The 13,420-nt window shown below is 74.5% G+C and carries 9 protein-coding genes, 1 tRNA gene and 1 riboswitch; of the genes, 8 read left to right on the top strand and 2 right to left on the bottom strand.

Features of this window, described 5'->3' with window-relative positions:
• Nucleotides 1-299: 299 nt before the first annotated feature.
• From ACFWA9_RS25730 to ACFWA9_RS25720, 3 genes are read left to right on the top strand one after another with little or no spacing between them, the layout of a single operon-like run.
• Entirely contained in the window at nucleotides 300-1,166 is an 867-nt protein-coding gene (locus tag ACFWA9_RS25730; protein ID WP_329492115.1) for an FAD binding domain-containing protein, read from the top strand.
• Nucleotides 1,163-2,416, top strand: a complete 1,254-nt coding sequence (locus ACFWA9_RS25725; RefSeq protein ID WP_380390057.1) for a 2Fe-2S iron-sulfur cluster-binding protein — start codon at nucleotides 1,163-1,165, stop codon at nucleotides 2,414-2,416. The genes ACFWA9_RS25730 and ACFWA9_RS25725 overlap by 4 nt, the downstream gene beginning before the upstream one ends.
• Nucleotides 2,413-4,740, top strand: coding sequence for a xanthine dehydrogenase family protein molybdopterin-binding subunit (locus tag ACFWA9_RS25720; protein WP_380390055.1), 2,328 nt, complete (start codon nucleotides 2,413-2,415; stop codon nucleotides 4,738-4,740). The genes ACFWA9_RS25725 and ACFWA9_RS25720 overlap by 4 nt, the downstream gene beginning before the upstream one ends.
• Before the next feature lie 129 nt (nucleotides 4,741-4,869).
• Here the strand turns inward: ACFWA9_RS25720 and ACFWA9_RS25715 are convergent.
• Nucleotides 4,870-4,944 (bottom strand) — tRNA-Cys (locus ACFWA9_RS25715).
• 233 nt (nucleotides 4,945-5,177) lie between these two features.
• Nucleotides 5,178-5,243, top strand: a riboswitch (guanidine-III (ykkC-III) riboswitch).
• 43 nt (nucleotides 5,244-5,286) lie between these two features.
• Here ACFWA9_RS25715 and ACFWA9_RS25710 point away from each other — a divergent pair.
• Both ACFWA9_RS25710 and ACFWA9_RS25705 read left to right on the top strand, forming a co-directional pair.
• On the top strand, nucleotides 5,287-5,601 hold the full coding sequence (locus ACFWA9_RS25710; RefSeq protein WP_380390054.1) for a DMT family transporter: 315 nt from the start codon (nucleotides 5,287-5,289) through the stop codon (nucleotides 5,599-5,601).
• A 107-nt stretch (nucleotides 5,602-5,708) separates the two neighbouring features.
• Nucleotides 5,709-7,151 (top strand): MFS transporter, encoded by a 1,443-nt coding sequence (locus ACFWA9_RS25705; RefSeq protein ID WP_380390052.1) that lies wholly within the window; start codon nucleotides 5,709-5,711, stop codon nucleotides 7,149-7,151.
• Between the two features lie 2 nt (nucleotides 7,152-7,153).
• Here the strand turns inward: ACFWA9_RS25705 and ACFWA9_RS25700 are convergent, their stop codons facing one another.
• Nucleotides 7,154-8,434 carry a hypothetical protein gene (locus ACFWA9_RS25700; RefSeq protein WP_329487870.1) on the bottom strand — a complete coding sequence of 427 codons (1,281 nt, stop codon included), beginning with the start codon at nucleotides 8,432-8,434 and terminating at the stop codon, nucleotides 7,154-7,156.
• Nucleotides 8,435-8,828: 394 nt separating this feature from the next.
• Here ACFWA9_RS25700 and ACFWA9_RS25695 point away from each other — a divergent pair, with 394 nt between their 5' ends.
• Genes ACFWA9_RS25695 through ACFWA9_RS25685 form a run of 3 tightly spaced genes read left to right on the top strand, consistent with a single transcriptional unit; the run spans nucleotide 8,829 to nucleotide 13,368 of the window.
• Entirely contained in the window at nucleotides 8,829-9,473 is a 645-nt protein-coding gene (locus ACFWA9_RS25695) for a class F sortase (protein WP_329487869.1), read from the top strand.
• Entirely contained in the window at nucleotides 9,470-10,795 is a 1,326-nt protein-coding gene (locus ACFWA9_RS25690; RefSeq protein WP_329487868.1) for an alpha/beta hydrolase-fold protein, read from the top strand. Before ACFWA9_RS25695 ends, ACFWA9_RS25690 begins: the two co-directional genes overlap by 4 nt.
• Nucleotides 10,792-13,368, top strand: a complete 2,577-nt coding sequence (locus ACFWA9_RS25685) for a DUF2156 domain-containing protein (protein WP_352296272.1) — start codon at nucleotides 10,792-10,794, stop codon at nucleotides 13,366-13,368. The genes ACFWA9_RS25690 and ACFWA9_RS25685 overlap by 4 nt, the downstream gene beginning before the upstream one ends.
• Nucleotides 13,369-13,420: the final 52 nt, after the last annotated feature.

The following is a 13,420-nucleotide window of genomic DNA, read 5'->3' as shown; positions in this document are numbered from 1 at the left end:
ATGGCGACCGGGAACTTCTGAGTGGTCATCCGACGTCAAGAACAGATGAACATCTGCTCCGGTCCGGTTTCGGGCCGGAGCAGATACCGCCCGGTATGCGTCCCAATCGGGCAGTTCCGTTCGCCCGTCCCGAAATGATCATCGAGCATTGTGTGCCAGAGTTGCCCAACCCGGCCCGATCGCCCGTACCCTACGGGCCAGGCCGGGCTGCCGACGCGGACACCCCGGCCGAGGGCCGCGGGCGGCAGGCGATCGATGAGCAAGTGGAGCACGGTGGGACCCAGGTGAACCGGACGATCATGCTGCCGGCCTCCCTCGACGAGGCCGTCGACGCGCTGGCCGCCACCCCGGCCGCGGTGCCGGTGGCCGGCGCCACCGACCTGATGGAGGCCGTCAACGCCGGGCGGTTGCGCCCCGCGGCCCTGATCGGCCTCGGCCGGATCACCGAGCTGCGCGGCTGGCGCTACGAGGACGGCGGCACCGCCGTGCTCGGCGCCGGGCTCACCCACGCCCGGATGGACCGCCCCGACTTCGCGGCCCTCATCCCCGCCCTGGCCGACGCGGCCCGGACCGCGGGGCCCCCGCAGGTGCGCAACGTCGGCACCCTCGGCGGCAACATCGTCACCGCCGCGCCGGCCGGCGACACCCTCCCGGTGCTGGCCGCGCTGGAGGCCACCGCGACCCTCGCCCGGGCCGGCGCCACCCGCGAGGTCCCGGTCAGCCACCTGCTCACCGGCCTCGACCCGCTGCGCCCCGGTGAGCTGCTCACCTGGGTGCGCGTCCCGCTGCTGCACGCCCCGCAGGTCTTCCTCAAGGCCACCGGCCGCAGCGGCCCGGCCCGCGCCACCGCCTCCGTCGCGCTCGTCCTCGACCCCGCCCGGCGCGCCGTGCGCTGCGCCGTCGGGGCCGTCGCCCCGGTGCCGCTGCGCCCGCTGGAGGCCGAGGCCTGGGTGGCCGGCTGCATCGACTGGGACGGCAGCCGCGAGATCGACCCCACCGCGACGGCCGCCTTCGGCGAGTACGTGGCCGCCGCGTGCGTACCCGACAGCTACGGCGCCGAGGGCGCCTGGGAGGCCGTGACCGAGGGGCCGAGCGCGGCCGCCGTTCGGCTGCGGCGTACCGTATCGGTGCTGGCCCGCCGGGCACTGGGAAGGGCGCTGAAGTGACCACTGACCCCATCGGAACCCTCGACGCCGGCCCGTTCGACCACGCGCCGCAGGTCAGCCGCGAGCTGCGCCCCTGCGCCTCGTACACCCTGCGGGTCAACGGTTTCGAACGGCCCGTCACCGACGCCTGGATCGGCGAGAGCCTGCTGTACGTGCTGCGCGAGCGGCTCGGGCTGGCCGGCGCCAAGGACGGCTGCGAGCAGGGCGAGTGCGGCGCCTGCTCGGTCCAGGTGGACGGCCAGCTGGTGGCCGGCTGCCTGGTGCCGGCCGCGCTGGCCGCGGACAGCGAGATCAACACCGTCGAGGGCCTCTCGGCCGGGGGCGGCGCCAGCGAGGTCCAGCAGGCGCTGGCCGAGTCCGGCGCGGTGCAGTGCGGCTACTGCACGCCCGGCATGGCGATGGCCGTGCACGACCTGCTCCAGCGCAACCACCGGCCCACCGAGGTCGAGGCCCGCCAGGCGCTCTGCGGCAACCTCTGCCGCTGCACCGGCTACCGGGGCGTGCTGGCCGCGGTGCAGTCCGTCGCCGACGCCCGCGCCCTGGAGGCCGAGGAGGCGGAGGAGGCCCACGCGGCGGCCGCCGGGGCGGCCGCGCCCGCCGGCGACGCCCCCGCGGGCGGGACACCGGCGCCCGAGCCGGCCGCCCGGGCCGCCGACCTGCCGGTCTACACCGACGCCGACGCCTGGATCGAGCACGTCCCGCAGTCGCACGCCTCGCAACCGCACGCCCCGCAGTCGCCCGTCGAGGAGGCCCCGGCCACCGGCGGGGCGGGCCCGGGCGTGCCCTACGGCAGCCCCGACGGCCACGGCGGCTACGACACCGGCGTGTACGACACCGCGGTGCTCACCCCCGTCACCGGCATCCCCGGCCAGGCGGCCGGCGAGGGGCAGGGCTACTACCCGCCGCAGGGCTACCCCGAGCAGCAGCCCTACCAGGGCGCCCCCGGTGGCTACCTGCCCGGCGGCTACCCGGACGGGGGCTACCCGCAGCAGTCCGGCTACGACGCCTCCCCGTACGACGGCCCGGTCTACGAGCAGACCCCGGCGCACGGCATCCCGGCCCCCGGCGGCGGGTTCGACGGCACGGCCCCGAACGGGGCCGGGTACGACGGCACGCCCGCCCACGGCACGCCGTACGCGCACACGCCCCCGCACGGGGTCCCGGTCGAGGGCGTCGCCCCCTCCGGCGTCCCGTACGGTGCCACCCCCGCCCACGGCATCCGGCTCCCCGAGGACGACCACGCATCATGACGTCGCCTACCGACATCGGCGCAGCACCCCAGCAGGACGGCGACGAGGGCGGCGCACGGGAGCCGTTCGGGCTGGGCAGCTCCCCGCTGCGCAGCGACGCCCTGCCGAAGGCGCTCGGCATCTACCCGTACGCCGCCGACCTCTGGGCCGAGGGCCTGCTCTGGGGCGCGGTGCTGCGCTCCCCGCACCCGCACGCCCGGATCAGGGGCATCGACACCTCGGCCGCGCTCGCGCTGCCGGGCGTGCACGCGGTGGTCACCTCCGCCGACCTGCCGCCCGGGCCGGACGGCACCCCCGACGGCGCCCCGGCCGGGCCGATCGTCGCGGACCGGCCGGTGCTGGCCGCCGGTGTGGTGCGCCACCACGGCGAGCCGGTCGCCGCGGTCGCCGCCGACCACCCGGACACCGCCCGGCTGGCGGTCGGTCTGATCACCGTCGAGTACGAGCCGCTGGAGGCGGTGACCGATCCCGAGCAGGCCTTCACCGCCGGCCCGCTGCACCCGGACGGCAACCTCTTCCGGCACCTGCCGCTGCGCACCGGGGACCCGGACGCGGCCGGCGAGGTCATCGTCGAGGGCCTCTACCAGGTCGGCCGCCAGGACCCGGCGCCGCTCGGCGCGGAGGCCGGTCTGGCCGTGCCGCGCCCGGACGGCGGCGTCGAACTGCACCTGTCGTCCACCGACCCGCACGGCGACCGCGACCGCACCGCCGCCTGCCTCGGCCTGGAGCCGGACCGGGTCCGACTGGTGGTCACCGGCGTGCCCGGCGCCACCTCGGACCGCGAGGACCTCTCCTTCCAGGTGACCCTGGCGCTGCTGGCGCTGCGCACCGGCCGCCCGGTGAAGATGACCCTCACCCGCGAGGAGTCGTTCCACACCCACACCTCCCGCCACCCGGCGCTGCTGCGCTACCGCCACCACGCCGACGCCGAGGGCAAGCTGGTCAAGGTGGAGGCGCAGATCCTGCTGGACGGCGGCGCCTACGCGGACGTCTCGGCCGAGGCGCTGGCCGCCGCCACCGCCTTCTCGGTCGGGCCCTACGTCTGCCCGAACGTCTTCGTGGACGCCTGGGCGGTGCGCACCAACAACCCTCCGGCCGGCCGGATGCGCGGCGAGGGCGCCCTGCAGGCCTGCTTCGCCTACGAGTCGCAGCTGGACCAGCTGGCGGCCCGGGTCGGCGTGGACCCGGTGGAGATCCGCCGGCGCAACGCGATGGCGACCGGAGACCCGATGCCCACCGGACAGGCCGTCACCTGCCCCGCGCCGGTGGCCGCGCTGCTGGAGGCCGTCGCCGAGGAGCCGCTGCCCCCGCTGCCGGTGGACGACCCGGACGCCGAGTGGCTGCTGCCGGGCGGGCCCGGCGGGGCCGGCGACCCGGCGGCGGTGCGCCGCGGCATCGGCTACGCGGTCGGCATGGTGCACATGCTGGGCGCCGAGGGCGAGGACGAGGTCTCCACCGCGACGGTGCGGGTCAGCGGCGACCACGCCACGGTGATCTGCGCCGCCGTCGACTCCGGCCAGGGCTTCGCCACCCTGGCGCGGCAGATCGTGCAGTCGGTGCTGGGGATCAACGAGGTCTACATCGCACCGGCCGACAGCGACCAGTCGATCGCCGGGCCCGCCGCCCGCGGCCGGCACACCTGGGTCTCCGGCGGCGCGGTCGAGCGGGCCGCGCTGATGGTCCGCCACCAGCTGCTCCAGCCGATCGCCGCCGACTTCGGGATGTCGGTCGAGCTGCTGCAGATCTCCGACGGCAAGATCACCTCCTACGACGGCGTGCTCGGTATGCCGGTCGCCGAGGCGCTGGAGGGCAAGGAGCTCTGGGCGACCGCGCAGTGCCGCCCGCACCCCACCGAGCCGCTGGACGAGGCCGGGCACGGTGACGCCTTCGTCTCCATCGCGTTCTGCGCGATGCGCGCGGTGGTGGACGTGGACATCGAGCTGGGCGCGGTCCGGGTGGTGGACGTGACGGTGGCCCAGGACGTCGGCCGGGCGCTCAACCCGCGTCAGATCGAGGACCGGATCGAGGCGGGCGTGGCCCAGGGCGTCGGGCTGGCGCTGCTGGAGGACCTGCGCACCGAGGGCGGCCTGCTGCTGAACCCCTCGCTCACCGGCTACCGGCTGCCGACCGCCCTGGACACCCCGGAGGTCCGGATCGCCGCCCTGGTCGAGGAGCGCGACGTGGTCGCCACCTTCGGTGCCAAGGCGGTCAGCGCGGCCCCCGCGGTGGTCGCCCCGGCCGCCGTGGCCGCCGCCGTCCGGGCCGCGACCGGCCTGCCGGTCGGGCGGCTGCCGATCCGGCCCGAGGACGCCGTCGCCGGCTGACCGCGGGGCGGGGCAGCCGCCCCGCCCTCGGGTGAATTCCGGCGGTATTCGGGGGGCCGGAATATCCGGCCGGGAGAATGCCGAACAGCCGGTCCGCGAATTCTTCGCGGACCGGCGCATTCATTTCGGTGGAGGCCATGACGGGAATCGAACCCGTGTAAACCGCTTTGCAGGCGGTTCCCTAAACCACTCGGGCACACGGCCGTGGGAGGAGCTGTTCCGCAGATGCGCTCAGGCGTGGCGGCAACAGCGACAGGCGCGACAACACCGGGGAGCCGCGGCACAGGCGCGGGGCGCGAGAAGGGCCACCGTCTTCCTGTTCATTGCCGACTCCTGTCGTCGTTCGCCGTGTTGGTGAATTCATCTTGGCGGAATGGCGGGCGGCCCGTCAATGTCCTTGTGTAAATTCTGCGTGGCGGGTCGTGCTACCGTCGAAACAGGTGGCCGGACTCCGGCCACCCCGGACGAGCGCGTCGTACCCGGTGACGACAAGACGGCGCAGCACAGCGGCAACCCGGCCGCTGCTGACTGCGGAGGTCCCTCGTCATGGCATGGCTCGTTCTCATCGTCTCCGGTGTCCTGGAGACCGTCTGGGCGGTGGCCCTGGACTCGTCCAAGGGCTTCTCCCGGCTCGTCCCCACCGTGGTCTTCGCCGTCGCGCTGGCGCTCAGCATGGGCGGTCTGGCGTACGCGATGCGCTCCATCCCGATCGGCACCGGCTACGCGGTCTGGGTCGGCGTCGGCGCGGTCGGTACGGCGCTCTACGGCATGGCCGTCCTGGGGGACGCGGTCACCGCGGCGCGGATCGGCTGCCTGCTGCTGATCGTCTCCGGCGTGGTGGGCCTCAAGGTGCTGCACTGAGCCGGTCGCCCCGCGGGCCGGGGCCCCGGCCCTAGGCCCTGCGGACCACGCGGAACCGGTCCACCGGTCAGGGGTCATGGTGCACTACGGGCCTTACGATATGACCCATGACCACAGCCTCCGCCACCTCGGTCGACTCCGGCCCGACACCCCCCGACGAGACCGACCCCGGTGGCGGCGTGCTGACCGGCCGCTACCGGGCGCTGACCCTGGGGATCGTCTCGGTGGTCCTGCTGCTCGCCTTCGAGGCGACCGCCGTCAACACCGCGATGCCGGTGGCGGCCCGCCAGCTGGACGGGCTCCCGCTGTACGCCTTCGCCTTCTCCGGGTACTTCACCACCACGCTGTTCGCCCTGGTGGTCTCCGGCCAGTGGTGCGACCGGCGGGGTCCGCTGCGACCCCTGTTCACCGGCATCGCGGTGTTCGGGGCCGGTCTGGTGGTGGCCGGGGCGGCGCCCGGCATGTGGGTCTTCGTGGCCGGCCGGGCGATCCAGGGCCTGGGCGGCGGGCTGGTGATCGTCGCGCTGTACGTGGTGGTCGGCCGGGCCTACCCGGAGCGGCTGCGGCCGTCGGTGTTCGCGGCCTTCTCCTCGGCCTGGGTGCTGCCCTCGATCGTCGGCCCGGTGGTCTCCGGCGCCGTCACCGACCACCTGGGCTGGCGCTGGGTGTTCCTCGCCGTCCCGGCGCTGATCCTGCTGCCGCTCGCGGTGATGGGGCCGGCGCTGCGCCGCTCCGAGCGCGAGCAGCCGGTGCTGAAGGGCGCGGAATTCGACCGCCGCCGGAGCAGGATGGCCGCGATGGCGGCGCTGGGCGCCGGCCTGCTGCAGTACGCCGGCCAGCGGCTGGACCTGATCGGGCTGCTCCCGGCGTTCGCGGGGGTGGCGCTGCTGGTGCCCGCCGTCCTGGGGCTGCTGCCGGCCGGGACGCTGCGGGCCGCGCGCGGGCTGCCGACGGTGATCCTGCTGCGCGGCGTGGCCGCCGGGGCGTTCTTCGCGGCGGAGGCGTTCATCCCGCTGATGATGGTGACCCAGCGCGGCCTGTCGCCGACGCTGGCCGGTCTGACCCTGACCAGCGGCGGTCTCTCCTGGGCGCTCGGCTCCTGGCTGCAGGGCCGGCCGGGCGCGGAGCCGTACCGGGAGGCGATGATCCGCTGGGGTTTCCTGCTGACGGCGGTGGCGATCGCGGGGGCGGCGCTGGTGCTGGTCCCGGCGGTGCCGGCCTGGGTGGCGGCGGCGGCCTGGGGTGTCGGCGGGATCGGGATGGGGCTGACGGTGGCGAGCGTCAGCGTGCTGATGATGAAGCTGTCGACGCCCGAGGACGCCGGGGCCAACTCCGCCTCGCTGCAGATGAGCGACGCGCTCGGCAACGTCCTGCTGGTGGGGCTGTCCGGGGTGCTCTTCTCGGCGCTGGGCGGCGGCTCGGTGGCCGCCGCCCACGGGGGCGCCGAGGGCTCCGGTTCGGTCGGCGCGTTCACCGTGATCTTCCTGACCATGACGGGCGTGGCGCTGGTGGGCGCGCTGCTCGGCGGCCGGGTCCGGAAGGCGGCGTAGCGTCAGCCGGCGGCGGCACCGGCCGGCGCGGGGGAGCCGAGGAAGGTCTCCCAGCCGCCGGTCGGCGCCTGGCCGACGGCGAGGCCCTGCAGCTTGCGGAGCACCGCCGGGTCCTGGGCGTCCAGCCAGTCGACCAGCTGGCGGAACGAGACCAGCCGCACCCCGGGCTTGCCGGCGATCTCCTTGAGCGCGTCCTCGACGGCGTTCATGTAGATGCCGCCGTTCCACTGCTCGAAGTGGTTGCCGATGACGAACGGCGCCCGGTTGCCGTTGTAGGCGCGCTCGAAGCCCATCAGGTAGGAGTCCCTGGCCTGGGTCTGGTACGCGGCGTGCAGCGAGGGGTCGGCCTTGGTGTTGCTGCCGGACTGGTTGAACATGATGTTGTAGTCCATCGACAGCACCTGGAAGGTGTGCCCGGGGAAGGGGATGGACTGCAGCGGGAGGTCCCAGAGCGCCCCGCCCTGGATCTTCTGCGGCCAGACCTGCGTCCCGTTGCCGCTGCTGTCGTAGCGCCAGCCGCGCTTGACGGCGGTCGGCAGCAGGTTGCGCTGGCCCTCCAGGCACGGGGTGCGGCTGCCGATCAGTTCCTTGCGGTAGTCGAAGGGCAGCGCCGGCAGGTCGGTGAAGCCGGTGGTGGTCTTCCAGTTGGTGACGAAGTCCATCGCCTGCTGGATCTCGCTGTCCCACTCCTGCGGCGACCACTGCCCGACGCCGGTGGCGCCGCAGAAGTGCCCGTTGAAATGGGTGCCGATCTCGTGCCCCTCCAGCCAGGCCGCGTGCAGGTTCTCCAGGGTGTCGTGGATGTGCTGGTCCGACAGGTAGCCGATGTCGGAGGCGCCGACCTTGTGCTGCGGCGGACGGTAGAGGTCCTTCTTGGCCTCGGGCAGCAGGTAGAGGCCGCTCAGGAAGAAGGTCATCGACGCGTTGTGCTCCTGCGCCAGCCGGCGGAACCGGCGGAACAGGCCGTTGTCCAGTTCGCCGGCGCCGTCCCAGGAGAAGACCACGAACTGCGGCGGGCGCTCGCCGAGCTTCAGCGGCTCGACGGCGGGCTGGTTCGGCTGCGCACCGGTGTCCGAGGTGGAGCCGTCGCCGATCAGCGTGACCGGGGCCTTCGGGGGCGCGGAGCCCGGGCCGGCGTGGTCCGCCGCGGGGCTGGCCGGGGCCGGTTCCGGGGTCGCCGCCTGCGCTCCGCCGGCGCCGCCCTTGGTGCCGCAGCCGGCCGTGAGGGCGGCTGCGGTCGCGGCTCCGGCGGCCAGTAGGGTGCGGCGGGAGAGAGCGTCCATGGTCACTCCGTTCGTGGGGCGTGCGGCGGACCGGAGGCGCCCGGTCGGACAAGTGCGGTGATAGGCCTGTGAACGGGGTCAGCATGGCACGCGGACACGATCGGTCGGTGATCCACCACGAACGGTCGCAACTGATCGCCCGATTGGTGCAACCGGACAGGTGTCCGAGATTGTCGATGGTCATGCAGGTGGACTCGGGGGCGGTCCATCCGGCGGGATCCGGTCTCTCCCCGTGTTCGCCCCCCTACCCGGAGCACGGATCGAGCCGGTAGCCCTGCCGATCGGGGGGTGTCGGTAGGACCATCGTATGGACGTGCCTTAAGGTCCAATCCGGTTGAATTGTTCCCAGGAAACTCTCAGGAACGATCGAGCTGTCAGCAGAGGGGAGCGCCGGGTGGGCGCCCAGCAGAGCAGGAGCCCGTGGCCGGGTACCCTGGCGGTCGGCGCCGCGATCGTCCTCGGGGCCTGGCTGCTGAACGACGGGGGCCACGCCGCACTGCCCCCGGCCCCCGGTGCGGGACAGTCCCTCTCCGGCTTCGCCCCGGTCTCCGTCGTCCCCCCGCTCGGCCCCTCCGCCCCGACCCGGATCAGGATCCCCGCCGTCAAGCTCGACGCCCCCGTCACCGGACTCGGACTGGACGGCGACGGCCGCCTCCAGACGCCCCCGGCGGCCGACCGCAATCTCGCCGGCTGGTACCGCGGCGGCGCCACCCCCGGTCAGCGCGGCACCGCGATCCTCGCGGGGCACGTCGACAACCAGAGCGGGCCCGCCGTCTTCTATCATCTGGGCGCGCTGCACCGCGGCGACCGGATCGAGATCGCCCGCGAGGACGGCGCGACCGCCGTCTACCAGCTCTACGCCATCGAAGTGCACGACCGAAAGGACTTCCCGGACGACCGGGTGTACCGCCAGGCCGCCGACGCCCAGCTCCGGGTGATCACGTGCGGCGGCGGGTACAGCGAGGAACACGGCTACCAGGGAAACGTGGTCGCCTACGGATTCCTGGCCGACACCACCCGGCCGGGGACACGTACATGACCACCGCCACGCTCGCCGTCCAATGGAACCCGATCGACTGGCCGCTGACGCACGGCCCGATCCCGCTCGCCGTGCTCGCCGCCGGCTGGGGCTCGCTGCTCCTGCTCGCGCTGGCCCGCGGCCGGAGCTGGTGGAACCGCCGGCTGCCCGCCGCGCTGTTCAGCGCCGCCGCGCTCAGCCTGGTGCTGGACGTCGTCGTGGACGACTGGTGGCACCCCTTCCCGGAGGGCCTGCCCCGCTACGTCACCTGGTGGATCGCCGTCGCGCTCCTCGGACTCTGCCTGGCCGGCTTCCGGATGCCCCGGCTCGGCCGGCGCGGCAAGCTGCTGGCGGTCGCCGCCGGAGCGCTGGTGCTGCTGATGGCCTCCTCCCAGGTCAACCGCGGGTTCGGCCAGTACCCCAGCGGCCGGGTCATGCTCGCGCCCTGGCTCTCCAAGACCCAGGGCCTCACCACCGGCTTCGACGCCCGGACGGTGAGCCCGCCCCCCGGCAAGGTGCTCGCCGACGTCTGGCAGGCGCCGCCCGGGCTGCCCGCCAAGGGCACCGTCTCGATCGAGCCGATACCGGGCGGCAAGTCCGGCTTCAAGGCCCGCGACGCGTACATCTACCTGCCGCCCGCCTACCAGGCCAGCCCGCGCCCGCTGCTGCCGGTGGTGGTCCTGGTCACCGGCCAGCCCGGCAACCCGGGCGACTGGGTGCTCGGCGGCCAGGTGAACGAGGCGCTGGACGCGTTCGCCGCCGAGCACGACGGCCTGGCCCCGATCGTGGTGATGCCCGACCAGCTCGGGTCGATCTGGAACAACACGCTCTGCATGGACTCCAAGCTCGGCAACGTGCAGACCTACCTGGCCGAGGACGTGCCGAACTGGGTGCACCAGCACCTCCAGGCCGCCAAGGGCCGGGGCTCCTGGTCCATCGGCGGCGCCTCGATGGGCGGCACCTGCGCGCTCCAGATGGCCGTCAACGCCCCCGACGTCTACGGCTCGTTCCTCGACATGTCCGGGCAGGAGGAACCCACCCTGGGTACCCGGGAGCAGACCGTCGCCGCCGCCTTCGGCGGTGACCACGCCAAGTTCGACGCGATCGATCCGCTGCAGGTGATGCGGCGCAAGCGGTTCCCGGACACCGCGGCGGCGATCGTCGTCGGCCGCACCGACGGCGAGTTCCGCCCGCAGCAGGAGAAGGTCTACCAGGCGGCGCTCGACGCCGGGATGAAGGCGAGGTTCGATCTGATGCCGGGTGGGCACGGCTGGGTGGTGTTCCGGCCCGGAATCGTCGACCAACTGCCGTGGCTGGCCCAACAGACGGGATTGATCCGGTGATCCGGCTCAGCGCGGCTCCGGCGGTCGTCGCCGCCCGCGAACGGGAACGCGAGCGCGAGCGTGAACGCGCGCACGACCACGGCCCCGGGCCGGTACCGGTGGCGACCGCCCCCGAGCCGGCCCCCCAGCCCGGGCGGCAGGCCGTCACCGGGATCGCCGACCGGCTGCGCGCCGCGCCGCTGACCCTGGCGCTGCTCGGCCTGCTCTGGACGGTCGGCGCCGCCACCGGCAGCCTGGCCGGCGGCCCCTCCCGGGGCCTGCTGGCCCAGATCGGCGTCGGCCTGCCCACCCTCGGCGAGGGCCGCTGGTGGACGCCGTTCACCTCGCTGCTCTGGTGCTCCAGCGCGGGCTCGTACGTCTTCACCAGCCTGCTGCTGCTCCTGGTCGGCCCGGCCGCCGAGAGCCGGCTCGGCCGGCGCCGGACCCTCCTGGTGCTGGTCGGCGGGCAGGTGCTGGGCACCCTGCTCGGCACCGGACTGGTCGCCTTCGGCTCACGGGCCGGCGAGCAGTGGACCCTCGCCGTCGACGACCAGACCGCGACCGGCCCGGTCGTCGGCCTGTTCGCGCTGGCCGGCGTGCTCGGCTACCGGCTCAGCGTGCTCTGGCGCCGCCGGCTGCACCTGCTGGTGGTGCTCGTCCCGCTGGTGATGACGCTGTACGTCGGCCACCTGCAGAGCGTCCAGCGCAGCGCCGGCGCGCTGCTCGGCCTCGGCATCGGCGCGCTGCTCGCCCGGCGCCGGTGGCAGCTGCGCCCGCACCGCTCCTCGCACACCGAGACCCGGGTGCTGGTCGCGCTCTGCCTGGTGGCCGCCGCCCTCGGGCCGCTGGTCGCCTCGCTGTACGACAACGCGGCGGGGCCCTTCAACACCTTCTCCGAGCTGTACTTCTCGCACCGGCTCTCCCCGGACGAGGTCGCCGACTTCTGCGCGATGTCCGCCCACGACTGCGCCCGCGCGCACGCCGTCGAGCGGATATTCGACACCCCGGCGCGGCTGATGGCCGCGCTCTTCCCGGCCCTGCTGCTGGTCCTCGCCGAGGGCCTGCGCCGCGGCCTGCGGCTGGCCTGGCGGATCACCGTCGCCACCGAACTGCTCTGGGCGGCGCTGCTGCTCTGGCTGTTCGCCGGCACCGGCACCGGCGCCGGCGACGTGGTGCAGTACTTCGTCGAGGCGCTGCTGCTGCCGCTGCTCACCACCGGCCTGCTGCTGGCCACCCGGCACCGGTTCGGCCTGCGGCTGCCGGCCGCGGTGCTGCGCCGGCTCGCCCTCGTCACCGGCGGGGCGGCGCTGGCCGCGGCGGCCGCGTACGTGGGGTTCGGCCGGCTGGTGGCCGGCGAGTTCGACCCCCGCGCCGGGGTGGGCGGCCTGGTCGCCGGACTGCCGGCGCAGTTCCTGCCGCCCGCCTACAACGACCTGCTGCCCGACTACCCGATAGCGGTCGGCCCGCCGGCCCGCCTCCTGGAGACGTACTGCGGCCTGGCGTTCTGGGTGGTCGCGCTGACCGCCCTGCTGGTCGCCTTCCGCCGCCCGGTGGTGCACGCCGACGCCGAGGACGCCGCCCGCGCCCGCGCGCTGCTCACCGCGCACGGCGGCGGCACGCTGTCCTTCCTCACCACCTGGGACGGCAACCACTACTGGTTCGACGAGGAGGGCCGGGCCGCCGTCGCCTACCGGGTGCTCTCCACCGTGGCGCTGACCACCGGCGACCCGTTCGGCGAGCCGGAGGCCCGACGCCGGGCGGTGGCCGGCTTCGCCCGGTACTGCGACACCCGCGGCTGGACGCCCTGCTTCTACAGCGTCACCCCGGAGACCAGCGACGCCGCCGGGCAGCTCGGCTGGCGCTCGCTCCAGGTGGCGGAGGACACCGTGGTCGCCCTGCCCGGACTGGCCTTCACCGGCCGCAAGTGGCAGGACATCCGGACCGCCCTCAACAAGGCGGGCAAGCAGGGCATCACCGCCGAGTGGTGGGCCTACCACGACGCGCCGCTCGCCCTGCGCGACCAGATCCGCTCGATCTCGGAGGAGTGGGTCTCCGAGAAGGGCCTGCCCGAGATGGGCTTCACCCTCGGCGGCCTGGAGGAGCTGGACGACCCGGCGGTCCGGCTGCTGATCGCCGTCGACGGCGACCGCGTCGTGCACGGGCTGACCAGCTGGATGCCGGTCTACGAGGACGGGGTGCCGGTCGGCTGGACGCTGGACTTCATGCGCCGCCGCTCGGACGGCTTCCGGGGGGTGACGGAGTTCCTGATCGCCTCGGCCGCGCTCGGCTTCAAGGAGGAGGGCGCGCGCTTCGTCTCGCTCTCCGGCGCGCCGCTGGCCCGCTCCGGGCAGGACGCGCCGCCCACCGGGCTGCAGCGCACGCTGGACTGGATGGGCCGGGTGCTGGAGCCGGTCTACGGGTTCCGCTCGCTGCTGGCCTTCAAGGCGAAGTTCCAGCCGGAGTACCGGCCGCTGTACATGGCCTACCCCGACCCGGCGGCGCTGCCCAGCATCACCCGGGCGATAGGGAAGGCCTACCTGCCGCACCTGACGGCGGCGCAGGGCGTCCGGCTGATGCGCCGGCTCTCCTCCTGAGCCGCTCCGCTCCCGGCCCGCCGGGACGCCCGCCCGGGCCTCGGCCCCGGGC

The organism is Kitasatospora sp. NPDC059973 (assembly GCF_042737525.1).
Taxonomy (GTDB): Bacteria; Actinomycetota; Actinomycetes; order Streptomycetales; family Streptomycetaceae; genus Kitasatospora.
Note: the sequence above shows the minus strand (reverse complement) of the source record. Positions and strands in the feature narration are given on the sequence as shown.